Origin of the sequence: Glycomyces sp. NPDC046736 (assembly GCF_040645615.1) — a bacterium.
In the GTDB taxonomy this organism is placed as follows: domain Bacteria; phylum Actinomycetota; class Actinomycetes; order Mycobacteriales; family Micromonosporaceae; genus Glycomyces.
On the sequence record NZ_JBEYYO010000018.1, the window covers coordinates 19,689 to 46,144 of the forward strand.

Sequence of the window (26,456 nt, forward strand, 5' to 3'; positions counted from 1 at the left end):
GCGCGGCTCAGACCGCCTGCGGCGCGTCCTGGAGCGGCACGGCCGCGGGGCGCTCGCAGGTGCTCTCGACGGTGACCGCCGCGCCCTGCTCCGCGGAGGCCAGGAGCGAGGTCATGACGTCGAGCACGTGATAGGCCAGGTCGCCGTTGGCGCGCGCCGCGGTGCCCCGCGGGGTGGCCGCGAGGTCGGCGAGGCCGTACCCGCGGGCCGCGTCGCGGTAGCCCGCGCTGGGCGCCAGGGTCTCCCAGCCGCCGCTGCCGAGGGCGTTGAGGAGCACATCCCCGGCGAAGCCGTTGGGGTCGGGCACGATGAGCGAACCGGTCTGGCCGTGGACCTCGATGTTGGAGGCGCGGGTGGCGACCGCGTCGAAACTCATCACGAGCGTCGAGAGCGCGCCGGACTCGTGCCGGAGCACGCCCGTGACATGCGTGTCCACAGTGACCGGCACCGTCTCGCCTTGGCGCGGACCGGAGCCGATGGTGCGCGTCTCGCGCGTGTGGCTGGCCGCGCCGACGACCGAGGCGACCGGGCCGAGGAGGGTCACCAGCGCGGTCACGTAGTACGGGCCCATGTCGAGCAGGGGCCCGCCGCCGGGCGCGTAGTAGAAGTCCGGGTTGGGGTGCCAGCGTTCGTGTCCGGGGGTGAGCATCGTGGCGGTGGCGGCGACCGGGGTGCCGATCAGGCCGTCGTCCACGGCTTTGCGGGCGGTCTGGACGCCGGTGCCGAGGACGGTGTCGGGCGCGCAGCCCACGCGCACGCCCGCGTCGCGGCCCGCTTCGATCACCGCGCGGGCCTCGGGGAGGGTGGCCGCGAGCGGCTTCTCGCCGTAGACGCCCTTGCCCGCGGCGATGGCCTTGAGCGCGATGTCGGCGTGCGCGGCGGGGACGGTGAGGTTGAGGACCACGTCGACCTCGGGGTCGGCGATGAGGTCGTCCACGCTCAGGGCGCGGACGCCCTGCTCGGCGGCGACGGTCTCGGCGCGGGCCCGGTCGAGGTCGGCGACCGCGACCAGGCGCACCGCGTCCAGGCGCGCGAAGGCGTCGAGGTACTGGCCCGAGATCGCTCCGGTGCCGACGATGCCGACTCTCAGCGGCTGGCCCACAGGAGGCCCCTCTCGATGATGGTGCGCACGTTGGGGTCGGCGAGGACGCCCATATCGTGGCCCGGGGTGGAGACGAAGATCCGGCCCCGGCCCCACTGGCGGGTCCACACCGCGGGGCAGGTGATCGGGCGGTGCCACGCGTGGTAGTCGGTGACGGGGATCGTGGTGGTCGCCAGGACGTCGTTGTAGTCGTCGGAGAGGACCCAGTACTGCTCGGTGTGGAGGTCGAAGTCCTCGATGCCCGCCACGATCGGGTGGTCGGCCCGCTCGGGGACGATGTTGACGGTGTAGTGGGTGAAGCAGTCCGCGGCCTCGCCCTTGAGCTCCTCGCGGGGGGCCCGGGTGGGGTGGGTGGCGAACTGGCCGCCGATGAACTGGAGGTAGTCCGAGCTGTTGCGGTAGGAGTCGGCGATGCCGCCGTGCCACCCGGCCATGCCCGCGCCGTTCTCGACCGCGGCGATGAGTCCCGCGAGCTCGTTCCGCTCGATCGTGTTCATGGTGTTGGTCTGGACGACGAGGTCGACCGAGGCCATGTAGTCCTCGTCGGCGTAGACGGCGGTGGCGTCCTCGACGCGCACCTCGTAGCCGTGCTCTTTCAGGAAGGGGAGGAACGAGTCGGTGGCCTCGACGGGCTGGTGCCCGTCCCAGCCGCCGCGCACGACGAGCGCGCGTTTGCTCTGTGATGGTGCCATGCGAAGTGCCTGCTCCAAAAGTTGCGCAAATTATGAGACGCGAGGGGCGCTGATTTCGATTGTTTCATGATGATGACATGGAAAGCAAGGGGTTTCCATGATGTCGAGTTGCGCAACTTCATGGAGGTGCATTACGCTCGCGGTCATGCGGAACGGTCAGCGGACGACCCTCGCCCACGTGGCCGAACGGGCGGGCACCACGGTGCCGACGGTCTCGAAGGTGCTCAGTGGGCGCTCTGACGTGTCCTCCCAGACCCGTTCGCGCGTGATGCGCGCGGTGGCCGAGCTCGACTACCGCGGCCGCTCGGGCAAGGGCACGGCCCGGGGCCGCACACCGTCGCTTGTGGACCTCGTGTTGAGCGGCGTCGAAGGCACGTGGGCGAACCGGGCCCTCAGCGGCGTCGAGCGCGCCGCGGCTGGAGCCGGGGTCGACATCGTGGTCTCGGTGGCCCGCGACCAGCCCGGGGACGCGTGGCTCACCAGGCTCCTCGATCGCGACCTGCGCGGCGCGGTCCTCGCGCTGGTGGACACCACTCCGGCGCAGCTCGCGACCCTCGCGGCGGCGAACGTGCCGATCGTGCTCCTCGACCCGGTCACCCAGCCTCCCGGCAGCGTGGCGAGCGTGGGCGCGTCGAACTGGGCCGGAGGCCGCGCAGCCGCCGAGCATCTGATCGCCTTGGGCCACCGCGACCTCGCCGTCATCGGCGGCAGCCGCAGGCACCTGTACAGCCAAGCCAGGATCGACGGATTCCGTTCGGCCGCAGCCGAAGCCGGAATCACGCTGGCCGAAGGCCGCGTGCTCCACACCGACTGGCACCGCTTCAGCGCCGCCGACGCCGCGACCGCGCTCCTCAGCGCCGAAGACCGGCCCACAGCGGTCTTCGCCTGCTCGGACAACATGGCACTCGGCGTCTACGACGCCGCCGAGGCCCTCGGACTGCGCCTCCCCGACGACCTCAGCGTCATCGGCTTCGACGACCTCCCCGAATGCCAATGGGTGCGGCCCGCGCTGACCACGGTGCGCCAGCCCATCGCGGAGATGGGCGAGGCGGCCCTGCGGATGCTGCTGCGCATCATCGCCGACCCCCCGCGAACAGCCCCAAGAGAAGAGCTGGCGACGACCCTCATCACTCGCGGGTCCACAACGGAGCCATAGACGACGAACCCCGTGGAGTCGGACTCCACGGGGTTTCGCGCGGTGACTACTGGATCGGGTTGCCCGTGAGCGTCGTACCGCTGAAGTGGACCGCGATGCCGCCGTTCATGATGCCGCTGGGGACCGGCGCGCCGCTCGGAAGGGTCGAGACCTCGGGCTCGCCCGCGGCCGGGATCGTCACCAGCTCGCCGCTGGCGCCCCCGTCGACGCTGCCGTAGGCGTTGCCCTGGTCGTCGACCGCGACCAGTTCGACCGTCCGCTGGCCGTCGTCGCCGCCGAAGCACTGGCCCGCGGCCTTGGACATCCAGATGGACTCGTGGACGACGTACTCGCCGTTCGGGCTGGTGCGAGCCATGTTGGACTCGCTCTGCGTGTGGGAGAAGCCGGGGCAGCTCAGCTCGTAGAGGACCTCACCGGTCGCGACCTCGACGGCGAAGTAGGCCAGCTCGGCGCCGGGACCGTGGGTGACCTCGATCGCGAGCAGCCCCTGCCTGCCGTCCACTGCGAGGACTTCCATGTTCGCGATGTCCGACCGCTCGATGCCCGGGACCTCGGTCGTGCCTCCGGCCTCGGTGTTGAGGAGGTAGCTCCGGTCCAGCCAGAACGGCGTTCCCCCGGCGTGGCCCGCGGCTTCGATCCCGAAGGTGTCGGCCTGGACCTCCGTGGTCTGCCCGTCCTCGGTCGCGAAGCCGAACCCGTCGTCGCCGTGGAAGACGACGTTCCCGAAGTTGTTGATCATCGCGCCGTCGGGGAACTCGACCTCGGCGACCACCGAACCGTCGTCGAGGGACAGCAGGGTCAGCTCGGTGACGGTGCGCGCGCTGTCCAGGCCCGACGCCTCGACCTCGCGGTCGGCCAGGACGGCCACCGTCTCGTCGAGCACCGCGACCGGGATGTGCTCGGGGTACTCATGGTCGGAGAACTCGAAGGTCCAGGCCTCTGCGCCTTCAGGGGTGTAGGCCTGGATCGTGCGCTTCATGTCGAGGTGCACGCGGTCCACGACGACGCGATCGGGCCGCACGGTCACCGTCGCCTCGCCGTCGCCGACGTCGACACTCCAGACGGCCTCGCCGAAGGGCTCACCGACGGGGAAGCCGTCCACGGCCGCCTCGGCCGCGGCCTCGGTCGAGGGGGCATCGGACTCGGAGTCCTTCGCCTCGTCCTCAGGTTCGCCGCCGCAGGCGCTGAGCGCCAGCAGTGACGCCGCCAGCGCGCCGATCAGAGGGGTTGGGCGTCCGGCTGTACTGAGACTCATCGTCGTGCTCCCTGTGGATACTCGGAGGGGTGTTGCGCGGGTCGTCGAGAGGGTATACGGCGAATGCGAACCGCTTGCCGCGCAGGGTCGCGGGCTGTTGGCTAGGGCGTGTTTGGGAACTCGCGGCGAGGCGGTATCGGAGTCGATTCGTTCGGTCGGGAGGCGGAAGGCCTTTTCGATCCCGGTGTTGGATCGGGAAGGCCGACAACGAAGCGATCGGGCGAATGGGCCCGATAGCGGCCGTCGGGGGTTCCCGAACACGCCCTAGAACCGGTCGCCGTAGCCGAGGGACACGAGGTTGTCGTGGGAGATCGCCAGAGATTCGATCGCGGTGCGGCCGTAGCACTCGTCCTGTTCCACTAGGAGGTGGGCGGCTCCGGCTTGGTCGGCGGCTTTGATGATGCCGTGCCAGTCGAGGTTGCCTTCGCCGACTTCGGCGAATTGGACGGCGTGGGGCATGGCCTCGTGCCAGGGGGTGTCGTCTCCTTGGGCGAGTGCGGTGTAGACCTCGGGGGCGAGGCGGGCGATGCGGTAGTCCTTGAGGTGGACCATGGCGACGCGGCCGGTGTATTTGCGCAGCACGGTCGCCGGGTCGAGGCCGCCGCGTTGGACCCAGTGGGCGTCGATCTCCAGGCCTACGGAAGGGGACCGCTCGGCGATCACGTCGAGCAGGTGTCGGCCGTCGTATTTGGCGAAGTCGATGTGGTGGTTGTGGTAGTGGAGGCTGATGCCCTCGCCTGCGAGGTGGGCGGCGACCGCTTCGCAGGTGTCGGCGAAGGCGGCCACGGTCGCCGGGGTGGCCATGGCCTCGGGCGGGAGCATGCCGATGCGGATGCGGTCCGCGCCCAGGGTCTTCGCGTCGGTCACGAACTTGTCGAATGTGGAGAGCAGGGACTCGTCTCCGGTGACGCCGCCGGAGATCGACACGAACTCGATGCCGAGCTCGGATCGGACGCGCGCGAGTTCGGCCAGGTTCTCGGCGGTCATCGCGACCGCGGAGAGCTCGGCGGTGCGGTAGCCGATCTCGAGGACGCGGCGGAAGGTTTCGAACAGGCCGTGCTCGGCGAACTCCTCGCGGAGGGTGAAGGCCTGGACGCCGATGGTGCTCACTGCTGCTCCTCAATGGTCGGTTCGCAGGAGAGTTCGAGGTCGAGGACGGTGGCGAGCGTCGCGTGGGCGGCGAGCGTGAGCGGACCGAGGGCCGGGCCCGCATCATAAGTGCGGGAAGCCGGTTCGAGCGCGATCGCGTCGGTCTGGCCCCACCAGGGGAAGCCGCCAGAATTGCGGTGCTCCTGCCACACGTACAGGTGCGGGAGGAGGTCGGTGTCCCAGCGGAGGATCGCGGCGGTGCCTTTGGCGCGGTTGCGGATCGCGGCCCCGCCGCGGCCCTTGGCGAGGATCTCCTGGAAGTTCGCATGGGGTCCTTCGGGAAAGGCCGCCTCGATGCGGTCGCCGCCGATGTGGACGGTGGTGTCCGGGCCGATGAGCGCCGGGCCGAAGGCCGGGTGCTCGGTCCACGAGAAGGCCACCTCTCGGTCCGAGAGGTTGGCTACCGCTTGCCTGACGGTCACGCCGATATCGGTCGCGGTCACCGTGCGCCGCACCGTGAACGGGACCGTCCGCAGCACGACCTCCATCGTGCAGGAAGCCGCGTCCTGCGCGGTCACGCGCCAGCGCCGCCACGCGGCCTCGCCGTGGAAGGGGTGGTGCACCCCGTCGAGGACGCGGGGGTCGCCGCAGTGCGGCAGCAGCGTGTGCCAGCCGCCCGCGTAGCGGCGGTGCCATTCCTCGTTCGAGTCCGCGGAGGGGTACGCGCCCTCCCAGTCCTCGTTCTCCCACGGGGTCCGCAGGAGGAACTCGGTCGCTGTGGGGCGGTGGAGGATCGAGGCGATCCGGGCTCCGTTCTGGTCGAGGTCGGCGGTGAAGCCGCCACCGGGGGCGGTGATGCGGATCGTCGGGGCGACGCTCATCCGGTCGGGGCTCATTTCATCGAGTAGCTGCGGGTGCGGCGCACGGAGGGCGCGAAGGAGGCGTGGAAGATCATCGACGCGGCCCCGATCGCTCCGGCCTCCACTTTGACCAGTGACCGCTCGACGGTCACGTGCTGGGCGGCATGGGCGATGGGCAGGCTGTTGACGGCCCGGTCGACGGTGGTCACGACGAGTTCTTCGAGTTCGGGTTCGAACGCGGGCCCGCCGATGACCAAGAGCGGCAGGTCGAGCAGGTCGATGAGGGCGACCGCGCCGATCGAGATGACGTCGGCGATCTGCTGCGCGGCGGCCACGGCCGCCTCGTTCCCGGCCGCGACCTCGGCGCACATCTCGCGGTAGGTCGCCGCGGGCCCGGTGTAGCCGAGTTCGCGGGCGATCTCGCCCAGCGCCGCGGTCGGGTTGCATTCGCGCACCAGCTGCGGGCGGCCGGACTCGTCGATGCGGCCCAGGCGCGCGGCGCACAGCTGCCCGAACTCGCCGGCGTTGGCGCTCGCGCCCCGGTAGGTCTCGCCGTTGAGGACGAGCCCGGAACCGAGACCGGTCCCGAAGTAGAGGTACACGAAGTCGCTGGCGCGATCGGTGCGCCCGACCCACCGCTCCCCCACCGCGGCGGCGGCCACGTCCTTGTCGAGGACGACCGGGCAGTCGAGCCGGTCGGCGAGCAGGTCCCGCAGGGGGACGTTGCGCCAGGACTGGGACAGCGGCAGGTCGAGCAGTCGCCCGTCGGCGGTGATCGGCCCGGGGACGGCCACGCCGACCCCGAGGAACGTCTCTTGTGGAATCCCGGAGGAGGCCACGGCGTCTTCGGCGGCGCGGGCGATGATCTCGACCAGTGCGTCCGGCGCGGTCTCGTCGTCGAGCGGGACCCGGCGCTTCTCCAGGGCCCGGCCGTCGAGGTCGGTGAGGACCACGGTGACCAGCTCGGGGTCGACCAGGACGCCCACGGCGTGGGCGGCCTCGGCGCGCAGCCGCACCGGGGTGCGGGGCTTGCCGAGGCGCTCGGTGCGTTCCTGAGCGCCTTCGGCGAGGAGCCCGCGTTCGAGGAGCACTCGCAGGATCCGCGAGACCGACTGCTGGGTGAGGCCGGTCTGTTCTGAGATCTCGGTGCGGGAGATGACGCCCGCCTGGCGGATGGTCTCGATGATCGTGGACTCGTTGAACGAGCCGAGATCGGACTGGTTGGCGCCCGGTCGCAGCCGCTCACCCGAGGCGGGCCCGCGAGATGGGCGGGCCTCGCCCTTCGAGTGGACCTGAGGGTCGTTCGGATCGGTCACGGGGCCTCCAGCGCTCCGTCGGGTCGGCGCACGCCCGCGGCCCACGCGTCGTGCCCGGAGAGTTCGGCCGGGTACCGGGCGGCGGCCGCTTCGTCGATGTCGATGCCCCACCCGGGGGTCTCGTTGGGGAACAACCAGCCGTTCTGGATGCGCAGCGTCCCGGGGAAGACCTCGTGGACCGGTTCGCTGTAGACGTGGCCCTCCTGGATGCCGAACGCGGCGGAGGTGACGTCGAGCGCCACGTTCGCGGCCGCGCCGATCGGGGACGTGTCGCCGGGGCCGTGCCAGGCGGTGCGCACGCCGCAGAGTTCGGCGAGGTCGGCGATCTTGCGGGCGGGGGTGAGGCCGCCGATGTCGGAGACGTGGCTGCGGATGAAGTCCACGCCGCCGTTCTTGACCAGGCGCACCGCGTCGGTCAGGGAGGTGGTGAGCTCGCCGACGGCGATCGGGACCGGGCTGGCCTCGCGCACCTCGGGGAGGCGGTCCCAGTGCTCGGGGGCGAGCACGTCTTCGAGGAAGAACAGCCGGTAGGGCTCCAGGGACCGCGCGAGGGTGACCGCCTCCTTGGGGGTCAGCCGCGAGTGGACGTCGTGGAGGAGCTCGACGTTGTCGGGGAGCTTGTCGCGCGCGGCCTCGAACAGGGCCGGGGTGCGGCGCAGGTAGTCCCTTGCGCTCCAACCGTTGTGGTAAGGCGCGTCGGGGTACTCGGTGGGCGCGCTGGGAGCGCCGTACCCGCCGCCGCCGGGGGTCGTGACCTGGAGCCTGACGTGGCGCTGCCCGGCCTCGACGAGCGCGAGCGCGTGCTCGATCGCTTCGCCCGCGTCCCGCCCGGACGCGTGCAGGTAGGTGTCGGCCGCGGCGCGGACCTTGCCGCCGAGGAGTTCGTGCACGGGCATCCCGGCGCGCTTCCCGGCGATGTCCCACAGGGCCTGGTCGATCCCGGAGATCGCGTTGTTGGTGACCGGGCCGCCCCGCCAGTAGCCGGTGAACGCGGCGAGGCGGGTGAGGTCGCCGATGTCGCCGGGGTAGCGGCCGATCAGGAGCCGGGCGAGGTGCTCGTTGACGAACGTCTCGACCGCCTTCCAGCGCTGCGTGAACGTCGCGCAGCCGAGGCCGTACAGGCCCGGCACGTTCGTGTCGACGCGCACCACTACCAAGGCGATGCCCTCGGGGGCGGTGGTGATCGCGCGGACCGAGGTGATCGCGATGTCCTCGCGGGCCTGCCAGGGGTTCGCGAACGTGTCAGTCGACATGGGTGCTCCTTGCTTCGGTCTCCATTATGGTGGTCACCGGAATCGCTCCGGCAGGTCCAGCGTCGGGACCGCCACCGGGTGGTGCGCTTCGAACCCGATCAGTGTGCGCGCCGGCGTCAAATCGATCGGCACCTGGCGGCCGGGCAGGCGCCGCAGCCTCGGGGTATGGGGCGCGAACGCGTCGAGGAGGTCCTCGGTGCGGTAGGGCGCGATGGTCTCGTCGGCTGCGAGGAAGAACGCGTGCGCGCCGGTGGTGTTCGCCGTCAGCGCCAGCTCGATCGCGCGGGCCGCGTCGAGGGTGTGCAGGTACGACCAGCATTCGCGGATGCCGCTTTGGGGGTCGTCGACCAGGCCCTTCGAGGCGGCCAGGAGCGCTTCGGTGTTGTGCACGTGGGGGAAGCGGAGGGTGACGACGTCGATGCCCCACTGCCGCCAGGCCATCGTCGCGGTGCTCTCACCGTGGTGCTTGGACAGCGAGTACCAGTCGGCGATGTCGACGGGGATGTCGGTGTCGATCGGGAAGTACGCCGGGAGGACCTCGTGGCGGTTCATCGGGAGCCCGTAGGCGTTGATGCTCCCGGCGACCACGGCCCGCGAGACGCCCGCCGCGCCCGCCTGGGCGAGCACGTTGAACGTCGAGACCGCGTTCGTGGAGTACACGTCGTAGGGCGGGGCGATGTCGCGGTGGGCCAGCGCGGCGAGGTGGACGACGAGGTCGACGCCGTCGAGGGCGGTCGCCACGTCCTCCTGGGAGCGGGTGTCGCCCACCAGGACCCGGTCGGCCTCCAGGCCGGGGTGCTCGGCGTTGGACAGGGTCGTGACGTGCGCGCCCGCTTCGCGCAGGTGCGGGACGGCCACGGTGCCGATGCGGCCGGTGGCCCCGGTGACGAGCACGCGGGCGCCGTCGAGTGCGCTCATCCCTTGACCCCTCCGGCCTGGCCCACGCCGCGCAGGAACTGCTTCTGGAAGATCACGAACAGGATCACCGGGATGATGATCGTCAGGAACACGGCCGCCATCTGCACCGCCAGTGGCGAGTTGCCCGCCGCGAGCTTGGGCAGCATCACCGACACCGGTTGCAGCTCGGGGTTGGACAGGACCAGCATGGGCCACAGGAACTCCTTCCAGGATCCGACTACGGACAGCAGGATGATCACACCGAGGATGGGGCGGGACAACGGCAGGACCACCATGGTGAGGATGCGCAGGGGTCCGGCGCCGTCGATCTTGGCCGCTTCCATGTACTCGCGCGGGATCGAGTCGAAGAACCGCTTGAGGACGACCACGTTGAAGGCGCTCGCTCCGGCGGGGAGCCATACGGCCCAGAACGTGTCCTGGAGGCTGATGTTGAGCAGCGGCATGTCCAGGATGGTCAGGTAGAGCGGCACGAACGAGACCACGCCGGGCAGGAACAGGGTCGCGAGGATCGCGCCGGAGAGCCAGGGGCCCCATTTGGGGCGCAGGACGCTGAGCAGGAACGCGGCGGCGACGCTGACGATGAGCGTGGTGAGGGTCGAGCCGACCGCGAGGATCACGGTGTTGCCGAGCGAGCGGCCGATCTGGGCGCCGTTCCAGGCCAGGAGCAGGTTGCCCCATTCGTTGGGAGTGAACCAGATGCCCATGGGGTCGGACACGATCGCGTTCGAGGTCGAGACCGAGGCCTTCGCGGCCCACAGGAGCGGGCCGAGGCCGGAGACGATGAGGACGACCAGGAGGATCGTCTGGACGATGCGAAACCAGATCCGGACCGAGGGGCGGTTGCGGTCGGAGCGGGAGACGACGCCGCGTTCTTTAGTCTCGGGTTCGGGCCTGCGGCGGCGCCTCGGTTGGGGCGGCGCGGCGGGTGCGGCCGGTGTGTCGATGACGCTCATGCCCGGCTCCATCTCCTGGTCACGAAGTAGTAGACGATCGAGAGGACGCCGAGGAACAGCGCGAGCAGGACGCTCAGCGCGGTCGCGGCCCCGAAGTCGCCGTTGATGAACGCGTAGTTGTAGATCTTCAACAGGATCGTCTGGGTCGCGTTGTTGGGGCCGCCGCCGGTGAACAGGAACGGCTCGGTGAAGATCTGGAAGGTCCCGATGAGCTGGAGCAGCATCATCACGAAGATGACGTTGCGCAGCTGCGGGAGGGTGATGTGCCAGACGCGGCGCCAGATCCCGGCGCCGTCGATCTCGGCGGCCTCGTACAGCTCGGTGCGCACGGTGGACAGCGCGGCGATGTAGATGATCGCGGTCGACCCGGCCCCGGCCCAGGTGGCGTAGAGGACGATCGAGGGCATGGCGCTGGCTTCGGAGTTGAGCCAGGGGAAGGGGCCCAGGCCGATCCAGCCGAGCGCGGTGTTGAACATGCCCTTGCCGTCGGGGGTGTAGAAGAACTTCCACAGCAGGATCGCGGCCACCGGCGGGACGATCGCGGGGAGGTAGGCGAGGGCGTTGTAGAGGCCGTCGTAGCGGCGCAGCTCGTTGATGAGCACGGCGAGGATGATCGGGATGGGGAACCCGAAGAGCAGCGCCAGGAGCGCGAAGTAGGCGGTGTTGAGCGAGGCCTGGACGAGCCCGGGGTCGGAGAGCACGTATTCGAAGTTGCTCCAGCCGACCCATTGGGCCGGGAGGATGAGGTTGGTCTTCTGGAAGCTGAGCACGAGTCCTTGCAGGACCGGGCCCCAGCTGAAGTAGGCGTAGACGAGGACGACCGGGACGGCGAAGAGCACGGCGTGGAGGCCGCCGCCCTGGGCCCATCGGGTGAGGTCGAAGCGTCGGCGGCGGCGCGCGGTCTGGGTGTGGGACATGAGGTCTCCGTTCCGAGGGGATCGGCCGGGCCGGTGCGAGCCCGGCCGATCGTCTCGGGGTCGCTAGCGCGCGGCCTGGTCGATGATGCCCTGGAGCACCGCGTTGGCGTCGTTCATGGCCTGCTCGATGTCGGCGCCCTCGTCGGTGAGGATCTGCTGCACGAGCGGGTCGAGGGCGGCGTAGGTCTGCTGGGTCGCCGTGGGGGGTTCGGCGATGAGGGGGAGGGTGGAGGAGGTGTAGCTCTCGAAGTTCTCGAGGGGGACGTTGATGTGGGGTTCGATCCAGGAGAGGTACTGGTCGTAGACCTCGTCGGAGACCGGGGGCAGGCCGGGCAGGCCCACGGGGTTGTTCTCGGCGGCGTTGGACTGGGCGTCTTCGAGGGCGACCGCTTCGTCGTAGTACTTCTCGAACTCGTAGAACTGGATCCACTTGGCGGCGGCGAGGAGCTGGTTGGGGGTGGCCTTGGCGTCGAAGAGCTTGAGGGTGCCGCCGGTCAGGGTGCCGTTGCCGCCGGAGCCGCCTTGGGGGAGGGCGGCCATGCCGAAGTGGGCGGGGTCGAACTCGTAGTCGCGGATGAGGGTGTTGTAGGCGTCGGGGGCCTGGAGGACCATGCCGATGGTGCCCCCGGCGAAGGTCTGGCGCACGGCCTCCTGGTCGTAGAGGAACTCGCGGCCCATGGTGTCGTCGCTCCAGCGCATGTCGTGCAGGAGCTGGAGGGCGTCGAGGGTCTCCTGGCCCATGATCGCCTCGGTGCCGGCCTCGTTCTGGATGCGGCCGCCGTTGGCGTAGGTCATGGTGGTGAGCATCCAGCCGCCGGTGTTGTTGGTGGTCATCTGGACGTAGGGGGCCACGTCGGGGACGTTCGCCTTGATCTGCTTGGCGAAGGCGCGCAGGTCGTCCCAGTTCGCGGGGGGCGTGTCGGGGTCGAGGCCGGCGCGCTCGAAGATGTCGCGGTTGTAGGCGATGCCGACCGAGAACAGGCCGGTGGGGATCGTGTAGATGTTGCCCTGGTCGTCCTTGGCGTTGTCGAGGGCGAGGGGGTTGAGGTCCTCGACGAGGCCGAGCTCTTCGAGGTAGGGGGTCATGTTCGGCAGCTGGCCGTTCTCGATGAGCTCGTAGCTGTAGGTGAGGGAGACGCCGACGACGGTGGGGAGGGTGCCTCCGGCGAGCTTGGCCTGGAAGGTCTGGGCCTCCCACTTCTCGGTGGAGGGCTCGACGGTGATGTTGGTGTAGGCGGCCTCGAACTCGGCGACGCGCTCGTTGAACGCGGCGAGCTCTTCGGGCTTGTCCTCGGTGGGCTGGTCGCCTACGGAGATGGTGACGTCGGCCGAGGGGTCGAGCGGTTCGTCGGCGGCGTCGCCGGGGTCGCTGCAAGCGCTCGTGCCCGCCAGGGCGACGACCGCCCCGGTCGAGCCCGCCGCGAGTGCCTGCCGGCGTGACAGTCTCATCATTGAAACTCCTGTGAGGGTTCTGGCCCGTGATCCGTTCGGGCCGGTCGACTTGTAGCCAATAAATTAAATCCATTAGTGTTACTAAGTCAAGTCCGCGTGGCGAAGAAATTTCCACCGGGTGGCGAAAGCGCTGTCACCGGCGGAATCGCGCCATCCGAAACCGTTCCCCCGCAAGGAGATCAGGACATGAACGCATCCACCCCGCTGCGGCTCGCCGTCGTCGGCTGCGGCGTCATCGGCCGCCTCCACGCCGAAGTCGCCGCCCACTCCCCCGACCTCGACGTGGTCGCCCTCGTCGATCCCTACGCGCCCAGCGCCGAAGCCCTGGCGCGGCGACTCGAAGACCTCGGCCAGACCGCGCCCCGGATCTACGGCGACCTCGCGGCCGCGCTCGAAGACGGCGGGATCGACATCGTGGCCGTCTGCACCCTGAGCGGCACGCACGCCTCGCTCGCGCTCCAGGCCCTCGAAGCCGGTGCGCACGTGGTGGTCGAGAAGCCGCTCGACGTGGCGCTCGCCCCGGCGCGGGCGCTGCGCGAGGCCGCCGACGCCCGGCCCGGACAGGTCGTCGCGGTCATCTCGCAGCACCGGCACGACCCTTCGGCACTGGCGGTGCGCCGCGCTTTGGACGCGGGGCGGTTCGGGCGGGTGACCTCGGCCGTGGCGAACATCGACTGGTTCCGCTCGCAGGAGTACTACGACTCGGCGGCGTGGCGCGGCACGTGGACGCTCGACGGCGGCGGGGCCCTGATGAACCAGGGCGTGCACACCTTGGACCTGCTGCTGTGGTTCCTCGGCGAGCCCGTGGAGGTCGTGGCGCACACGGCGCGGCTGGCGCACGAGCGGATCGAGGTCGAGGACGTGGCGGTCGCGATCCTCAAGTTCGCCTCGGGCGCATTGGCGACGCTGCACGCTTCGACGGCGGCGTATCCGGACCTCGGTGTGCGCCTTCAGGTCCACGGCACCGACGGCTCGGCGGTGATCGCCTCGGACGAGCTGGTGTTCTTCCACGCGAAGGACGCCGAGGACGAGGGGCCGCGCGGCGGACAGGCGGCGAAGGAGCTGGAGGCCGCCGGAATTGCAGCGCCGGTGGTGGTCGCGCCCGATGGAAGCGAGTACGGCAACGCGCATCTGACGCAGTGGACGGACATCGTGGAGGCGATCCGCGAGGGCCGAGAGCCGCTGGTGACGTTGGGAGACGGCCACTTGGCGCTGGCCACGGTGCGGGCGGTGTACCTCTCGGCGACCCTGGCGCAGCCGATCCGGGTGGCGGATGTGCTCGACGGCAAATACGACGAGCAGTCGACGGAGACGGGCTTCGTGGCCGAGGGCTGCTGAGGGCGGGGGTTGCGGTGCGCGTGATCGCTCAGGCCCCTACCGTCCACAGCCCCCACCCACCACAAGAGGGGAAGGAAGATCCGGGCTGCGCTCGATCCTCTCGCCGGGGTACGACACGAAAACCCGATAATCCGGCCCGCGAGCGCAAACCTCACCCGAACGTGTGAGAGCGAAAGCGAGAATCGGCGCAAAGCGCGGCGGCGCAGCCACGGCCGGTGCCCTTGCCGCGATGATTGACCGGAGCTCGTGCTGCGGTCGCGAAAGCGAGAATCGGCGCAAAGCGCGGCGGCGCAGGCACGGCCAGTGCCCTTGCCGCGATGATCGACCGGAGCTCGTGCTGTGGCCGCGAAAGTGAGGGGCCGAGGCGCTCGCGCGTGCCTCGGCCCCCGTCTCAGCGCACGAGGGTGCGGATCGCGGCGGCGGCCGCGCCTCGGGCCCAGTCCTCGAACGTGTGCGGGCGCACCGCGATGCGGCAGCGGCCCGCCGCGCCGAACGCGTGCGCCTCGAAGGCGTCGCGCAGCGGCGCCTCGAACAGGTCGTAGTCGGCCACGCCCTCGCCGCCGATGATCACCAGTTCCGGCCCCGCCAGATTGACCAGGCTCGCGATCGCCGTCCCGATGACCGCTCCGGCCTCGCCGAACGCTGCGACGGCGACTTCGTCGCCCTCGCGCGCGAGCCTCGCGGCCTCCTCGATCGTCACCGCTTCACCGCGCGCGAGCGACACCGTCTCGGCGATCGCGCCCGACGACGCCACCGCCTCCACGCACCCCAGCCGCCCGCACTCGCACACCCGCCCAGGCGGCCCCAGCGGCAGGTGCCCGATCTCCCCCGCCACCCCGTAAGCGCCCTCCACGACCTCGCCGTTGAGGTGCAGACCCGACCCCACGCCGCGGCCTATCGTCACGATCGCGAACGACGCCGTGCCGACGCCGACGCCGAACCAGTGCTCGCCGATCGTCAACGCGCGCACGTCGTTCTCCAAGATCACCGGTGTCTCGAACCGCACCCGCAGCCGCGCCCCCAGCTCCACCCCGGACCAGCCCATGAGCCCCGACTCCCGGACCTCCCCCGACGCGGCGTCCACATCGCCCGAGACCGCCACGCCGATCCCTGCCAGCCGGGACGCGGCCGGGCCGAGCGCGGCTTCGAGGCGGCCGCACACCGCGACCACCGCTTCGGTCACCGCATCGGGGTCGTGCGCCTCCAGCGGCACGCGTTCGCTCGCGATCACATTGGTGCGCAGGTCGGTCGCGACCGCGATCAACTCGTCCACATTGATCTTCACTCCGATCGCGGCCAGCGCCTCGGGCCGCACCGCCACCGGGCTCACCGGGCGCCCGGGCTGCCCGGCGCGCTGGACTTCGAGGCGGTCGTCCACCAGTCCGGCGGCCACGAGGGGCGTCACCGCCTTGGTCACCGCGGCCTGCGACAGGCCGGTGGTCTTGGCGATGTCGATGCGGCTGATGGGACTCCGGGTCAGGATCACCGCGAACACTCGCGCCGCCGCTCCCGAGGCGTCGCGCAGCAGCGCGATCCGTTCGGCCGCTTGCATGTCCATCAGACTCCCTGGTTCGCGTCCCCATAAATTATCCGAAACCGTCCAGCACCGCAGGACTGTCGGCGCGTCACTTGATCCCGGAGAACCCGATCGAGTTGACGATGCGCTTGCCGAACACGGTGAACAGCAGCAGCATCGGCAGCGCGGCCACAAGCGTCGCGGCCATGAGCCCGGCCCAGTCGGGCTGCGACTGCGGCGAGGACTGCTTGAACACCGCCAGCGCGAGCGTCAAGGGCTGCACGGTCTCGTCGGTGGTGGTCAGGAGCGGCCAGAAGTAGTCGTTCCACATCCCGATGAAGCCGAGGATCGACAGGGTGGTGATCGGGCCGCTGGTCATCGGCAGGGTGATGCGGAAGAGCACCCGCAGGCGTCCGGCACCGTCGATGAGCGCGGCCTCTTCGGTCTCGGCGGAGAGGCCGAGCATGAACTGGCGCAGGAAGAAGATGTTGAACGCCGAGAACAGGGCGCCGGGGAGGATCATGCCGGGGAAGGTGTTGAGCAGGCCGAGTTCCTTGATGAGCACGAAGTTCGGCAGCAGGGTGAGGATGCCGGGGACCATGAGCGCGGCGAGGAAGAGGCTGAAGACCGCGTCGCGTCCGCGCCACTGGAGTCTGGCGAACGCGTAGGCGGCGATCGTGGAGAAGAACACGATGAGCGCGGTGGAGGCGGTCGCGTAGATGACGGAGTTGAGCAGGTAGCGGCCCAGTTCGATCGAGGCGCCGGAGCCGCCTTGGGCGATGGCCTCTTCGGCGGTGGCGACGCCGAGGACGCGTTCGAACGCGCCCCAGGTGAAGCCGACGGGGAGCATCGAGGCCGGGTCGGCCATGAGGGCGTAGTTGTCCGAGAGCGCGGTGCGCAGGATCCAGTAGAACGGGAAGACCGTGATCAGGAGGATCACGCCGAGGTAGAGCCAGGCGGCGACGCGGCCGGGGGTCAGGCGGGCGGTGCGCATCAGGAGTTCTCCGATTCGTTGGCCCTGAGCAGGCGCATCTGCATGAAGGTGATGAGGATGAGGATCGCGAACAGCGCCAGGGACATCGCGGAGGCGTAGCCGAAGTCGAACTGGCCGAAGGCCTTTGAGTAGATGTACATCTGGAGCACGTTGGAGGCGTTGGCCGGGCCGCCCTTGGTGGTGACCGAGACGAGGTCGAACACTTGGAACGCGCCGATCACGTTGAGCACCAGGACGAGCGCGATGATGGGCCGCAGGAGCGGCAGGGTGAGTTTGAAGAACATGCGGGTCTCGCCCGCGCCGTCGATGCGTCCGGCCTCGTAGACGGTGGGCGGGATGGTCTGGAGGCCGGCGAAGATGATGATCGCGGTGTAGCCGAGATGCTTCCACACGTGGATGAGGGCGATCGAGGGGATGGCCCATTGGCGTGAGGACAGGAATTGGATGCCGTCGACGCCGATGCCTTCGAGGGCGAGGTTGACGATGCCGAGTTGGGTGTCGAGCATCCAGGACCATACGGTCGCGGCTACCACGGAGGAGATGAGGAACGGCAGGATGATCATGCCGCGGACCACTGTGGACGAGGTGAGGCGGTGGAGCACTGCGGCGGTGGTGATCGCGAGGATCATGGTGAGGCCTACGGCGATGACTACGAAGTAGACGGTGACGCGCAGGGAGTTCCAGAAGACCGGGTCGCCCACGAGGTCGCGGAAGTTCTCCAGGCCGACCCAGGTGGGCGGGGTGAGGACTCGGAATTCGGTGAAGCTGAGGTAGACGCCGCGGAGCGTGGGGTAGACGGCGAAGACGAGGAAGCCGATCATCGCCGGGGCGATGAGGATCCAGGCGAGCCGCGCGTCGCCTCGGTGCGAGGGGCCGGCGGAGGGGCGGCGTCTGCGCCGGGCGGGGGCCTGGGCCTGCGGTGGCCCGGCTTTGACGAGCGTCATCGATCGTTCCTGTTCTACGGCCTCGGCGGCCGCCGGTTCTGCGGGCGGGTGGGGAGGTCGGGGGTGGCCCGCGCTTGCGTCGTCAGACTAGACATGATTAATTAACCGTGTCAAGTAATTGATCTCCTTGGATTGCGAGGCCGATATGCGCCACGGTGAGCACGCCGTCTTCACCCTCAGGGCCGCGGGCGCTTCGCTCGTCGTCGGCCCCGCCGGGCCGGTCCCGCGGGTCCTGCACTGGGGCGCCGACCTCGGGCCCGTCGAGGCACAGGACCTGCTCATGACGGCGGTTCCGGCGCGGTTGAACAACTCCCCCGACGTGCCGCGGGCGTTCACCGTGTGGCCGGTCGAACGCGACGGCTGGTCCGGTACCCCGGCGCAGCGCGGGAACGCGGCCGGGACGGCGACCACGCCTCGGCCCGAACTCGTCTCGGCCGCATGCGAAACCGAGCCCGAGGGCGGCGGCCGGATGGTGTTCGGGTTCGAGGACCGGATCTGCGCGCTGCGCGGCGAGTACACGTTCACGTTGGACCGCTTCGGGGTCCTCACCGTCGACTTGGCGGTCGTGCGCGACAACTCGTTGAGCGACGCTCCACTTGATACGTATACATTGGACGGTTTGCGGGCACTGATGCCGCTGCCCGACCGGGCTCGCGAACTGCTCGACTTCACCGGGAAGTGGTGCCGCGAGCGGGCGCCGCAGCGTTCGCACCTGTTGCACGGCGGTCATGTGCGGCGCGCGCATCGCGGCAAGCCCGGTCATGACACCCCGTACCTGCTCGCCGCCGGAACACCCGGGTTCGGGTTCGGGCACGGCGAGGTCTGGGCCGCGCACCTGGCGTGGAGCGGCGAGGCCGAATACCTCGCCGAGCGGCTTCCCGAAGGGGCGGGCGGGTTCTCAGGGGTGCTCGGAGTGGGCGAACTGCTCCACTCCGGGGAGGTCCGGCTCGCCGACGGCGACCGGTACGACGCACCGACAGCGGTGTTCGCATGGTCTGCGTCCGGATTGGACGGGATCGCGGGCAGGCTCCACAAGCGACTCCGCGCGCGGGCGGGTCATCCGGTGAGCCCGCGGCCGCTGACGCTGAACACGTGGGAGGCCGTGTACTTCGACCATGATCTCGACCGGCTCACCGCGCTCGTGGCGAAGGCCGCCGAGGTCGGGGTAGAGCGGATCGTCCTGGACGACGGCTGGTTCCGAGGGCGCCGCGGCGACGACGCCGGGCTCGGGGACTGGCTCGTCGACCCAGACGTGTGGCCCGAGGGCCTCGACCCGCTGGTCGAACTCGTACGCGCCCGAGGGATGCAGTTCGGGCTTTGGTTCGAGCCGGAGATGGTGAACCTCGACTCGGACCTGGCCCGCGAGCATCCGGACTGGGTGCTCGGGCCCGCGCAGGGACTCGGGCCGACCGCGCGGCACCAGTACGCGCTCGACCTCGCCCGGCCCGAGGCGTACGCGCTGGTCCTCGAACGCATCAGCGCCCTGGTGGCCGAGCACGACATCGCCTACCTCAAGTGGGACCACAACCGGGACCTCCTCGAAGCCGTCAGCGGGCGCGACGGCCGAGACCGGCCTTCGGTGCGGGCGCAGACCCTCGCGCTGTACCGGCTCCTCGACGAGTTGAGGGAACGCCACCCGGACCTGGAGATCGAGACCTGCTCGGGCGGCGGGGGCCGCGTCGACCTCGGCATCCTCGAACGCACCGACCGGCTCTGGGCCTCCGACTGCAACGACCCGGTCGAGCGCACCGCGATCGAGCGGTGGACCCGGATGCTCGTCCCACCCGAGCTCATCGGCTCCCACCTCGGCGCGGCCCGCTCGCACACGACCTCGCGGACCACCGACCTCTCGTACCGGCTCGCGACCTCGCTGACCGCGCACGCCGGGATCGAGATGGACCTGACGACCGCCTCGGCCGACGATCTCGCTTCGGTGCGGGCGTGGGCCGAGCTCTACAAGGAACTTCGCGGCCTGATCCACTCAGGACGAGTGGTGAACGCCGACCTCGCCGACGAGGCCACCTCGCTCACCGGCATCGTGGCCCAGGACGGCAGCGCCGCGCTCTACACCTGGACCCGCACCGCCACGTCCGCCGCGGGCCAGAGCGGACGGGTGCGCCTGCCCGGGCTCGACCCGGCCGCCCGCTACCGCGTGCGCGTCCGCTCCGAACTCGGCACCGCAAGCCGCCACCAAGGAGCCGACCCGGCCTGGATCGAGGCCGCCGAAACCGGCATCGACCTCGACGGGACGGTGCTCGCCGTCGCGGGCGTCCCACTGCCGACGCTCAACCCGCAGCAGACGCTGCTCCTCGACCTCAGAAGACGGCCGTGACCGCGGCCGCTTCGCGTTCGACCAGGGTTTCCCCAGCGGGGATACGATGGCCTCCCGCACGAACGAGGAGCAGTCATGGAGTACACCCAACTGGGCCGCGCCGGAGTCAAAGTCTCTCGGATCGTCCTCGGCACCATGAACTTCGGACCCGAGACCGACGAAGCGGACGCCCACCGGATCATGGACCGGGCACTCGAACTCGGCGTCAACTTCTTCGACACCGCGTGTATCTGAGATTAGCACACCTAGCTAGGCTTGTCGAATGAGCCTACGAATATTGGGAGTTCTGCGGTTGAGCCGCAGCTCAGACGAGTCTACCTCAATTGAGCGTCAGCGTGAAGCCGTCCAACGCTGGGCAGATTTCCACGGGCACACCGTGGTGGGTTGGGCTACGGACGACGGGGTGTCAGGCGCGACCGACCCCTTCAAGCGGAGGGGGTTCGGGAAGTGGCTCAAGGAGGCCAAGCTAGAAGAGTGGGACATCGCGGTGGCGCTGCGGGTCGACCGGCTAGGGAGGTCAGTGTACGAGTTCTTGCGGTTGGTGGCGTTCCTCGAAACTCACAAAAAGGGTGTCGCGACCACGGACAACATGATTGATACGTCTACGTCGCAAGGCCGTTTCTTCGCTGTGCTACTTGTCGCACTAGCACAGTGGCGCAGGGAAATGGATGCCGAGCTGGCTCGGGAATCTCAGGTCAAGCTGCGGGCGGTGGGGCGTTGGCATGGGGGCCGAGTGCCTTTTGGTTTTGAAGTCGAATCTCGCGACGGGGGGAAGTACCTCCGCCATCACCCGGTGAACGCCCTCCTAGCGGCTGAGGCAGTCGGGCGACGGCTTGACGGCGCGAGCCAGTGGCAGGTGGCAAAGTGGCTGAACGAGCAGGGTGCTACTACATACGACGGCAAACCGTGGCTACAGGCGACCGTGCGAAACTGGTTGCAATCCCGCTGGCTCATAGGTCAGCGGGTATCAAAGGGTGAGCTTGTCGTTGACGAGACAGGGACACCGGTACAGTTCGCCCCTGCGATCATCGACATTGCGAAGTTCGAGGAACTACAGCGGTACGAGGCTGACCAAGAGCACCCAAAGACCCTGACGGGCGAGTCTTATCTCGGCAAAAAAATCCTTTTCTGCGCAGGGTGCGGGAAAACCATGTATCGACGCCTCCCTGGCAAAGGCAGGCGGTACCATTACTACATCTGCCAGTCTTCCATCACCCGCGCCGCGTGCTCGGAAAAGCTATCGGGACGCACCGACGCGATAGACCAGGCGATCGAAGACGCCTTTATGTTCGTGCGCGGAGACACGTTCGTAATGGATAAGGTGTTTGTACCGGGGAGCGACAACAGCCGTGAGCTGGGGCTCGTGAATGAGAACATCCGGCGGATTGTGGAGGCCTCTAACCGAGGGCTGCTCGCCGAAGATCTGTTCTACTCGCAGCTTGAGGCGCAAACCTCACGGAAGCGCGAGCTTGAAGCACTCCCCCAGCAACCCGACCGGTACGAGTACCAGCCCACCGAACGCACCTACAGCGAGGTTTGGGAGTCGGCCGACACCGAAGAGCGACGCAGACTCTTGCTCGATATTGGAGTCAAGGCCATACTGTACGGCCCCGATCAGCGAGACATAAAGGTAGAGGACCCCGTTAATGGAGTCCCGTTGACGTTCAAGGTTTCTGTTGGCGACAAAGGACACTTTCTACTTCTCACTTCCAACGTGCCCGCGGCATTCCACGTGATCGAAGTAGAGCTTATGAACGAAGACGTAGGGTAGCCATTCCTTGATTCAGATGAAAGTTGTGTTCTCAGTGAAATAACAAGAGAGCCCCAGCTTTCGCGCTGGGGCTCTTTCCAGCCTGCGAGTAGATATCTAGGGGTACAAGACTTTCTTACTAGACACCGTTCTACCGTTTGCAAGATCGACTTCGACCCATATCTGAACTCGACCGTTATGCTTGTTGACATCCACATAATTCGTAATGATCTTCAGTTGCTTACTATCAAAATACCAATCGCTGATTCCCTGCGCCTCTACGATACGCGGGACATGTGACTCGTTCAAAGCAGAGTCAGACTCTCCCGTAAATCGAGGTGAGCAAAGCCGAACCTCGGTTCCGCTAGTAGCCATCCGTCCGACATTTCTTACCCGAGCGTGGACGATCCGGTGGTCTTGGCCGAACCCCTTCAAATTGGCAAGCTTGTTATTTCTTTCAAGATCATCAAAAGCAAATGTATATATTCCACCCTGACCAAGCCCGTTCCACCCCGCAAAGCCTCCCCGCAGGTCAATCTTGATCCTAGCCCCGGATAGCCTAAAGACCATGAATTGCCATATAAGGGCCGTAGCCGCGCCCAGGAAGCCCAGCACGGCAATAATAAATGTCCCGATAGCCAGAGGGTCAGGGCCAGTAGCGAGAGGTGTCGTCATGAAGGCACTATAGGCCTCGGAGCCCTAGGGCGGTAGCTCGGTTCTCGGGCCGGTCCTAGGGTCGAGTAAGGGTTGTGTTGGCGATGAAATCGAGTAGGGACTGAATATTGCCGAGGCGGGGTGCCGCGCCGCGGTGCGCCCGACCGGTGACCGCGATATACCGCCCCTGCCCGTAGACCTCAACCGCCTGGCCGGCGACAGCGATGCGACGCCCGCGAGCAACGTCCCCGCGGCCCCAGATGTGCAAACCACGCCCCGACATCGACACCTCAACGAAGGTGTCCCCAGCGAGGCGGAGAAACGTCTCCGCAGCGTCGGTCAGCGTGCCATCGGCGCGGATGCACTTGTCCAAGTCAACGCACGCAATGTCGTCGTCTGCGGTGAGCACGAACCCGGTAGGCCGCTTGGCCGCGGCCTTGGCTGCTTCACTGTACGAACCCCAGGTGTCCGCGTCGGAGATGCTCGCGGGCCGTCCTGAGGCCGTGAGCGGCCTCTTAGAGTGTCGAGCCACGTTGACCCAGCGGTCACGGGTCTTGAGGGCAACAGGGACACGCTTCGCAGTAGACCGCGCGCGGTAAGCGCGCTGTGAACAAGCAGTGTTGCAGTACTTAGCATCTGCCCGCTTCCTCCATGAAAGCGGGGTTTTGCAGCTCTGGCATGTCCTGGTCATAAGACCAGCTTACACTGCATGCGTTGAGGCTACAAGCCGGGGACCGGCGAATCTGTATGCCGCCCCGAAGGGCGGCTCCTACAAGTGGACAAAGTATCCAATCTAGACACTGTTAAGTTACCTGGTCAGCGCTTGAGGCGCTGATTTCGTGGACTTCATTACCCGTACAAACAGGCCGGCGCTAGGCGCACGGCGGGCAGGAAAGGGGTGGGGAGAGGGGGACCTCCCCCAGGTCAAGACTCAAAACAGACATGACAGACATACAGAAGACATCACTCAAAACATCTCACATCATCTCGTAACATAACCAATTGAAGTTGAATCAGTTGAAGCGTTGAGTGCATGAGTCTTTGATGAAGTTCAAGACAATCCAAAGACAGTTGAGTTGTTGTGTCTTCTGTCTTATCAGTTGTCTTTACATTGGTTGAGAGCGACTCTTGATGAGTCGCTTTGTCAGCGTCAGCATTGTGTGTCATCTGCGCTTCGGCCCTTCATAGGCGAAGCGCTTGGCGTTGTCTACAACGGCCGCCTGGTCCCTGTCCAGAGTCGCCCATTCCTCGGTACCGGGCAAGGAGGGGCCCTCGTGCCGGGCCTTATCCCATGAGGGAAACGCATACTCGGCAGGTACCGCTACCTCGTGTTCTACCGCCATGTAGTAAAGCCGCACACCCTTCCGGTGGCGGTATGGTCCGAGGGCGAACTCGTTCACTCGGAACATGCCCTCTACACCAGGGACACGCACGAGCACGGGTCCGTCCGTAGTGAACTCGGCTACGCCGTGAGGGGTGGAGACGTACAGCTTGGAGCCGGGCTTCGCGTACAGCGCTCCGCCCGAGCCGTCAGTGATCTGGCGAGAGTATGCCATTATTTTGTTGTCCTTTGATAGGCGCCCCGCCGCACACAGCGGCGGGGCGGAGAGGTGTCTAGTAAGCGAACCCGTTGCGGATGCGGCGGGCTAGTTCCTTGGCGTCTGTGTTGTTTAGTTCTTCACGACGCTGCTGCTCGTATTCCTCAGCGTCTTTGGTCTGCTGTTCGAAAGCGTCCCACTGCTCCTGGCCGTCAGGTGCGGAGCCGGAAGAGAACACGACCGCCTTAGGCGCGGTCGGAGGGAAGTCGGGCTCTGCGTTCTTTTCGAATCCCATTACGCCCAAGCCTCCACCATGTAGGTCCTACCCTGTTTGAGCCAACCTCCCACAGCGTGCGGAAGCACGTCGTGCCCGTTGAGGTCTACATCGCCGCTAAGGCGGCTTACGGCTTCATTGACCGTTGCCATCCCGACCTTTTGGGCCTTGCCTTCAATGTCGGAGAAGTTGAGCGGCTTGCTGGCTGCGACAGCAGTAATCAAGGTCGGCCTGCCATTAGGGCAGAGCCGATCGGTAAGCGCATTGTCAGTGTCTTCGCCGAACCAGTCAGAGGCAGACGAGAGAACGTCGGCGGTGCTGACCTTGAGCTGTACCGCAGAGAGAACCTTGACGCGGTCCATTACGCGCTGCGTCGAGAGGTTGAGCTTGATGGTTTCGAGGCTCCGAAGAATCCCGTGGGCGTTATTGACGGCGACGGAGATCGCTCGGTCGAACACCTCCGCGGCATCGGGACTAGAAGTGCTGCTTATCATGTCGTTGAGCCGAGCCTCAATAGCCCGAATCACACCAGCCTTACCAGCATTGACCTCGCGCTCAAACCGGTCGAGCGCTCGCTCTGAGTGCGAGCGTGTCCAACGCTGCGCGCTGTGAGCTTCGTGGAAAAGCTCAAGACGCTTCGCTGCGACAAGATGGGCGAGGATTTCCTTATCAGTTGAACCCGCGGTCACCGCGGGTACTTCAGGCTTCTTGACAGGCTTTCGAGACTGGACAAGCGCGGCGTGCGCCGCGGTGATCTTCTCAGGCAGTTCGAACCCGTGCTCAAGCAGGTATTTCACCCACTGTTCAGGCGTGCCTGCCTTCACGTGCGGGCTTTTCTTGATGGTGTGGATAGCCATTTAGTCTTCCTAGGGTTTGTGTAGTTGTGACTTCAGATTGTCGATAGCGAAGCCGAGGAATCGGCGGCGCTCTTCAATCGCCTCCGCCGCTTCGGCGGTAAGCATTTCCGCAGCGAGTCCAAGGTGCTCGCTGCGCTCGGACAGTTCAGTGATGAGCTGCCTAGCCGCGTCGGGCGGCATGGTGAGGGTTACGGTCATTTGCGAGCCGCCCGGACCTTTGCCATGTGGGCGGACTTCTCAAGTGCTTCGGGAGTAGTCCAGCACTCGTAATGACGGTGCGGGTCGGCTTCGAGGCCGACCGATCCAGGGTCGAGACACCCACTCAACGACCGGTGCTTATCGAAAGACTCGACATCAGCAAACGTCTTGTGGCAGTCCCCCGCGCAATGCGCGGTGGCGTACCCGTTCCAGCGGGAACCGCACCGGGTGTCGGTGAACGGCAATTTAGTTGTTGTCAAGGATTTGAGCGGCTTTCTATGAAAGTGTGGGTCGATGTACCACCAAAAACACGTACCTGTGTTTACCTGCGAATATACTAAATAGGTTTCTGGGTCTTCTCTTGGAGCGACCTGCGGAAACGTCCGCCGGTCGAGTTTTTGAGTTAGTTGCTCGGAGCTTCCTTAAACAGATCCCCGGTGTCGATACCAAGCGCCTTGGTAAAGCGGATAAGGGTCTGTACCGAACCGGCCGTGCGGCCGGCTTCTAGATTGGCTACGAGGGCAGTGGAGTTGCCGACCCTGCGTGCGAGCTCTCGCTCATCCCAGCCTTTCTCAATCCTGCGTCGGTGTACGAGCTGCTGGAACCAATAGACCTCGGATGACACATCCTCGGGCTGAAGCATTACATTCATTCTGTTTCCTTCCTGAGCTGAATTAGTAGGTTAAATAGGTTGCCCCGCCACTCCCGGAGAGCGACGGGGCGTTTGGAGGCTAGCGACACCTCACGGTCCGACTTTTTCGAGGCTGACGAAAGTCCCGGGGCTGTCGGGCGCCCGGATTAGGGGGTGAAGCCACGATCTCGACGGCGTGTCTTTTCCAGCGGCTTCACCATGACCACTTGTGCTGACTGGCACCCCGCTGGTCCAACGGGAGTCTTCGAAGGGTTTGCGCCGGGGCGGTTAGGAGGAGGACCGCCCCGGCAACCCTGGAAGAAAGTCTGTTGGGTTGTTACACCCTTACCTTCGGCCGGAAACCCAGGTCTCCGGCAAGATGTGACGAAGTATTTTCCTCGTCATAAGTAGATCCGGTTAAAGCTTCCTCTACCCTCTACCTTCGGTTAAAAGCTCTCCCACCCTTT

General features: G+C 67.3%; 23 protein-coding genes and 1 pseudogene. 5 read left to right on the plus strand and 19 right to left on the minus strand.

All coding sequences use genetic code 11. The features are described from left to right. Positions 1-7 precede the first annotated feature (7 nt). Positions 8-1,102: a Gfo/Idh/MocA family oxidoreductase gene (locus tag AB0B28_RS17405; protein ID WP_360122018.1), complete on the minus strand. Its 1,095-nt coding sequence runs from the start codon at positions 1,100-1,102 to the stop codon at positions 8-10. After that, a complete protein-coding gene (locus tag AB0B28_RS17410; RefSeq protein WP_360122021.1) occupies positions 1,087-1,794 on the minus strand; it encodes a ThuA domain-containing protein in 708 nt (235 codons plus the stop codon). Before AB0B28_RS17410 ends, AB0B28_RS17405 begins: the two co-directional genes overlap by 16 nt. A 145-nt stretch (positions 1,795-1,939) precedes the next feature. Here AB0B28_RS17410 and AB0B28_RS17415 point away from each other — a divergent pair, with 145 nt between their 5' ends. After that, positions 1,940-2,950: a substrate-binding domain-containing protein gene (locus tag AB0B28_RS17415; RefSeq protein ID WP_360122024.1), complete on the plus strand. Its 1,011-nt coding sequence runs from the start codon at positions 1,940-1,942 to the stop codon at positions 2,948-2,950. Positions 2,951-2,996: 46 nt separating this feature from the next. On the opposite strand, the gene AB0B28_RS17420 is transcribed toward AB0B28_RS17415, so the two are convergent. From AB0B28_RS17420 to AB0B28_RS17460, 9 genes are all read right to left on the minus strand, one after another. Further along, the gene (locus tag AB0B28_RS17420; protein ID WP_360122027.1) at positions 2,997-4,205 is read right to left on the minus strand and encodes a hypothetical protein; all 1,209 of its coding nucleotides are present in this window, start codon (positions 4,203-4,205) and stop codon (positions 2,997-2,999) included. A gap of 264 nt (positions 4,206-4,469) precedes the next feature. Beyond that, on the minus strand, positions 4,470-5,315 hold the full coding sequence (locus AB0B28_RS17425; RefSeq protein WP_360122030.1) for a sugar phosphate isomerase/epimerase: 846 nt from the start codon (positions 5,313-5,315) through the stop codon (positions 4,470-4,472). Further along, positions 5,312-6,175 carry a hypothetical protein gene (locus AB0B28_RS17430; RefSeq protein ID WP_360122033.1) on the minus strand — a complete coding sequence of 288 codons (864 nt, stop codon included), beginning with the start codon at positions 6,173-6,175 and terminating at the stop codon, positions 5,312-5,314. The genes AB0B28_RS17425 and AB0B28_RS17430 overlap by 4 nt, the downstream gene beginning before the upstream one ends. An 11-nt stretch (positions 6,176-6,186) precedes the next feature. Next, positions 6,187-7,470 carry an ROK family transcriptional regulator gene (locus AB0B28_RS17435; RefSeq protein WP_360122036.1) on the minus strand — a complete coding sequence of 428 codons (1,284 nt, stop codon included), beginning with the start codon at positions 7,468-7,470 and terminating at the stop codon, positions 6,187-6,189. Next, complete coding sequence (locus tag AB0B28_RS17440) at positions 7,467-8,723, minus strand: enolase C-terminal domain-like protein (protein ID WP_360122039.1); 1,257 nt, start codon at positions 8,721-8,723, stop codon at positions 7,467-7,469. Before AB0B28_RS17440 ends, AB0B28_RS17435 begins: the two co-directional genes overlap by 4 nt. Positions 8,724-8,756: 33 nt before the next feature. After that, entirely contained in the window at positions 8,757-9,641 is an 885-nt protein-coding gene (locus AB0B28_RS17445; protein ID WP_360122042.1) for an NAD(P)-dependent oxidoreductase, read from the minus strand. Further along, complete coding sequence (locus tag AB0B28_RS17450; protein WP_360122045.1) at positions 9,638-10,594, minus strand: carbohydrate ABC transporter permease; 957 nt, start codon at positions 10,592-10,594, stop codon at positions 9,638-9,640. Before AB0B28_RS17450 ends, AB0B28_RS17445 begins: the two co-directional genes overlap by 4 nt. Then, positions 10,591-11,511 (minus strand): sugar ABC transporter permease, encoded by a 921-nt coding sequence (locus tag AB0B28_RS17455; protein WP_360122048.1) that lies wholly within the window; start codon positions 11,509-11,511, stop codon positions 10,591-10,593. Before AB0B28_RS17455 ends, AB0B28_RS17450 begins: the two co-directional genes overlap by 4 nt. Before the next feature lie 63 nt (positions 11,512-11,574). Continuing rightward, on the minus strand, positions 11,575-12,960 hold the full coding sequence (locus AB0B28_RS17460) for an extracellular solute-binding protein (protein ID WP_360122051.1): 1,386 nt from the start codon (positions 12,958-12,960) through the stop codon (positions 11,575-11,577). A 189-nt stretch (positions 12,961-13,149) separates the two neighbouring features. On the opposite strand from AB0B28_RS17460, the gene AB0B28_RS17465 reads away from it, so the two are divergent. Further along, on the plus strand, positions 13,150-14,301 hold the full coding sequence (locus AB0B28_RS17465; protein ID WP_360122054.1) for a Gfo/Idh/MocA family oxidoreductase: 1,152 nt from the start codon (positions 13,150-13,152) through the stop codon (positions 14,299-14,301). A 391-nt stretch (positions 14,302-14,692) separates the two neighbouring features. Here AB0B28_RS17465 and AB0B28_RS17470 read toward each other — a convergent pair whose 3' ends face one another. The 3 genes from AB0B28_RS17470 to AB0B28_RS17480 form a co-directional block, all read right to left on the minus strand. Beyond that, a complete protein-coding gene (locus AB0B28_RS17470) occupies positions 14,693-15,859 on the minus strand; it encodes an ROK family transcriptional regulator (protein WP_360122057.1) in 1,167 nt (388 codons plus the stop codon). A gap of 67 nt (positions 15,860-15,926) precedes the next feature. Next, a complete protein-coding gene (locus AB0B28_RS17475; protein WP_360122060.1) occupies positions 15,927-16,811 on the minus strand; it encodes a carbohydrate ABC transporter permease in 885 nt (294 codons plus the stop codon). Then, positions 16,811-17,755 carry a sugar ABC transporter permease gene (locus AB0B28_RS17480; RefSeq protein ID WP_360122063.1) on the minus strand — a complete coding sequence of 315 codons (945 nt, stop codon included), beginning with the start codon at positions 17,753-17,755 and terminating at the stop codon, positions 16,811-16,813. Before AB0B28_RS17480 ends, AB0B28_RS17475 begins: the two co-directional genes overlap by 1 nt. A gap of 145 nt (positions 17,756-17,900) precedes the next feature. On the opposite strand from AB0B28_RS17480, the gene AB0B28_RS17485 reads away from it, so the two are divergent. From AB0B28_RS17485 to AB0B28_RS17495, 3 genes and pseudogenes are all read left to right on the plus strand, one after another. After that, positions 17,901-20,087: an alpha-galactosidase gene (locus tag AB0B28_RS17485; RefSeq protein ID WP_360122066.1), complete on the plus strand. Its 2,187-nt coding sequence runs from the start codon at positions 17,901-17,903 to the stop codon at positions 20,085-20,087. A gap of 75 nt (positions 20,088-20,162) precedes the next feature. Further along, positions 20,163-20,312 (plus strand): annotated as a pseudogene (locus AB0B28_RS17490) (aldo/keto reductase); the annotation flags it as partial. A 37-nt stretch (positions 20,313-20,349) separates the two neighbouring features. Then, positions 20,350-21,858 carry a recombinase family protein gene (locus tag AB0B28_RS17495; protein ID WP_360122069.1) on the plus strand — a complete coding sequence of 503 codons (1,509 nt, stop codon included), beginning with the start codon at positions 20,350-20,352 and terminating at the stop codon, positions 21,856-21,858. 96 nt (positions 21,859-21,954) lie between these two features. Here the strand turns inward: AB0B28_RS17495 and AB0B28_RS17500 are convergent, their stop codons facing one another. From AB0B28_RS17500 to AB0B28_RS17520, 5 genes are all read right to left on the minus strand, one after another. Beyond that, positions 21,955-22,512: a hypothetical protein gene (locus AB0B28_RS17500; protein ID WP_360122072.1), complete on the minus strand. Its 558-nt coding sequence runs from the start codon at positions 22,510-22,512 to the stop codon at positions 21,955-21,957. Between the two features lie 1,593 nt (positions 22,513-24,105). After that, complete coding sequence (locus AB0B28_RS17505; RefSeq protein WP_360122075.1) at positions 24,106-24,324, minus strand: hypothetical protein; 219 nt, start codon at positions 24,322-24,324, stop codon at positions 24,106-24,108. Next, the gene (locus AB0B28_RS17510; protein WP_360122078.1) at positions 24,324-25,160 is read right to left on the minus strand and encodes a hypothetical protein; all 837 of its coding nucleotides are present in this window, start codon (positions 25,158-25,160) and stop codon (positions 24,324-24,326) included. The genes AB0B28_RS17505 and AB0B28_RS17510 overlap by 1 nt, the downstream gene beginning before the upstream one ends. Positions 25,161-25,169: 9 nt before the next feature. Then, complete coding sequence (locus AB0B28_RS17515; protein ID WP_360122081.1) at positions 25,170-25,358, minus strand: hypothetical protein; 189 nt, start codon at positions 25,356-25,358, stop codon at positions 25,170-25,172. Positions 25,359-25,761: 403 nt separating this feature from the next. Next, positions 25,762-26,001: a helix-turn-helix transcriptional regulator gene (locus tag AB0B28_RS17520; RefSeq protein ID WP_360122084.1), complete on the minus strand. Its 240-nt coding sequence runs from the start codon at positions 25,999-26,001 to the stop codon at positions 25,762-25,764. Positions 26,002-26,456 lie beyond the last annotated feature (455 nt).

Excerpts from the sequence above, each read along its gene's own strand:
- AB0B28_RS17410 (WP_360122021.1), bottom strand. The coding sequence starts at position 1,794 with ATGGCACCATCACAGAGCAAACGCGCGCTCGTCGTGCGCGGCGGCTGG.
- AB0B28_RS17415 (WP_360122024.1), top strand. The coding sequence starts at position 1,940 with ATGCGGAACGGTCAGCGGACGACCCTCGCCCACGTGGCCGAACGGGCG.
- AB0B28_RS17420 (WP_360122027.1), bottom strand. The coding sequence starts at position 4,205 with ATGAGTCTCAGTACAGCCGGACGCCCAACCCCTCTGATCGGCGCGCTG.
- AB0B28_RS17430 (WP_360122033.1), bottom strand. The coding sequence starts at position 6,175 with ATGAGCGTCGCCCCGACGATCCGCATCACCGCCCCCGGTGGCGGCTTC.
- AB0B28_RS17440 (WP_360122039.1), bottom strand. The coding sequence starts at position 8,723 with ATGTCGACTGACACGTTCGCGAACCCCTGGCAGGCCCGCGAGGACATC.
- AB0B28_RS17445 (WP_360122042.1), bottom strand. The coding sequence starts at position 9,641 with ATGAGCGCACTCGACGGCGCCCGCGTGCTCGTCACCGGGGCCACCGGC.
- AB0B28_RS17450 (WP_360122045.1), bottom strand. The coding sequence starts at position 10,594 with ATGAGCGTCATCGACACACCGGCCGCACCCGCCGCGCCGCCCCAACCG.
- AB0B28_RS17455 (WP_360122048.1), bottom strand. The coding sequence starts at position 11,511 with ATGTCCCACACCCAGACCGCGCGCCGCCGCCGACGCTTCGACCTCACC.
- AB0B28_RS17460 (WP_360122051.1), bottom strand. The coding sequence starts at position 12,960 with ATGAGACTGTCACGCCGGCAGGCACTCGCGGCGGGCTCGACCGGGGCG.
- AB0B28_RS17465 (WP_360122054.1), top strand. The coding sequence starts at position 13,150 with ATGAACGCATCCACCCCGCTGCGGCTCGCCGTCGTCGGCTGCGGCGTC.
- AB0B28_RS17470 (WP_360122057.1), bottom strand. The coding sequence starts at position 15,859 with ATGGACATGCAAGCGGCCGAACGGATCGCGCTGCTGCGCGACGCCTCG.
- AB0B28_RS17475 (WP_360122060.1), bottom strand. The coding sequence starts at position 16,811 with ATGCGCACCGCCCGCCTGACCCCCGGCCGCGTCGCCGCCTGGCTCTAC.
- AB0B28_RS17480 (WP_360122063.1), bottom strand. The coding sequence starts at position 17,755 with ATGACGCTCGTCAAAGCCGGGCCACCGCAGGCCCAGGCCCCCGCCCGG.
- AB0B28_RS17485 (WP_360122066.1), top strand. The coding sequence starts at position 17,901 with ATGCGCCACGGTGAGCACGCCGTCTTCACCCTCAGGGCCGCGGGCGCT.
- AB0B28_RS17495 (WP_360122069.1), top strand. The coding sequence starts at position 20,350 with ATGAGCCTACGAATATTGGGAGTTCTGCGGTTGAGCCGCAGCTCAGAC.
- AB0B28_RS17500 (WP_360122072.1), bottom strand. The coding sequence starts at position 22,512 with ATGACGACACCTCTCGCTACTGGCCCTGACCCTCTGGCTATCGGGACA.
- AB0B28_RS17505 (WP_360122075.1), bottom strand. The coding sequence starts at position 24,324 with ATGGGATTCGAAAAGAACGCAGAGCCCGACTTCCCTCCGACCGCGCCT.
- AB0B28_RS17510 (WP_360122078.1), bottom strand. The coding sequence starts at position 25,160 with ATGGCTATCCACACCATCAAGAAAAGCCCGCACGTGAAGGCAGGCACG.
- AB0B28_RS17515 (WP_360122081.1), bottom strand. The coding sequence starts at position 25,358 with ATGACCGTAACCCTCACCATGCCGCCCGACGCGGCTAGGCAGCTCATC.
- AB0B28_RS17520 (WP_360122084.1), bottom strand. The coding sequence starts at position 26,001 with ATGCTTCAGCCCGAGGATGTGTCATCCGAGGTCTATTGGTTCCAGCAG.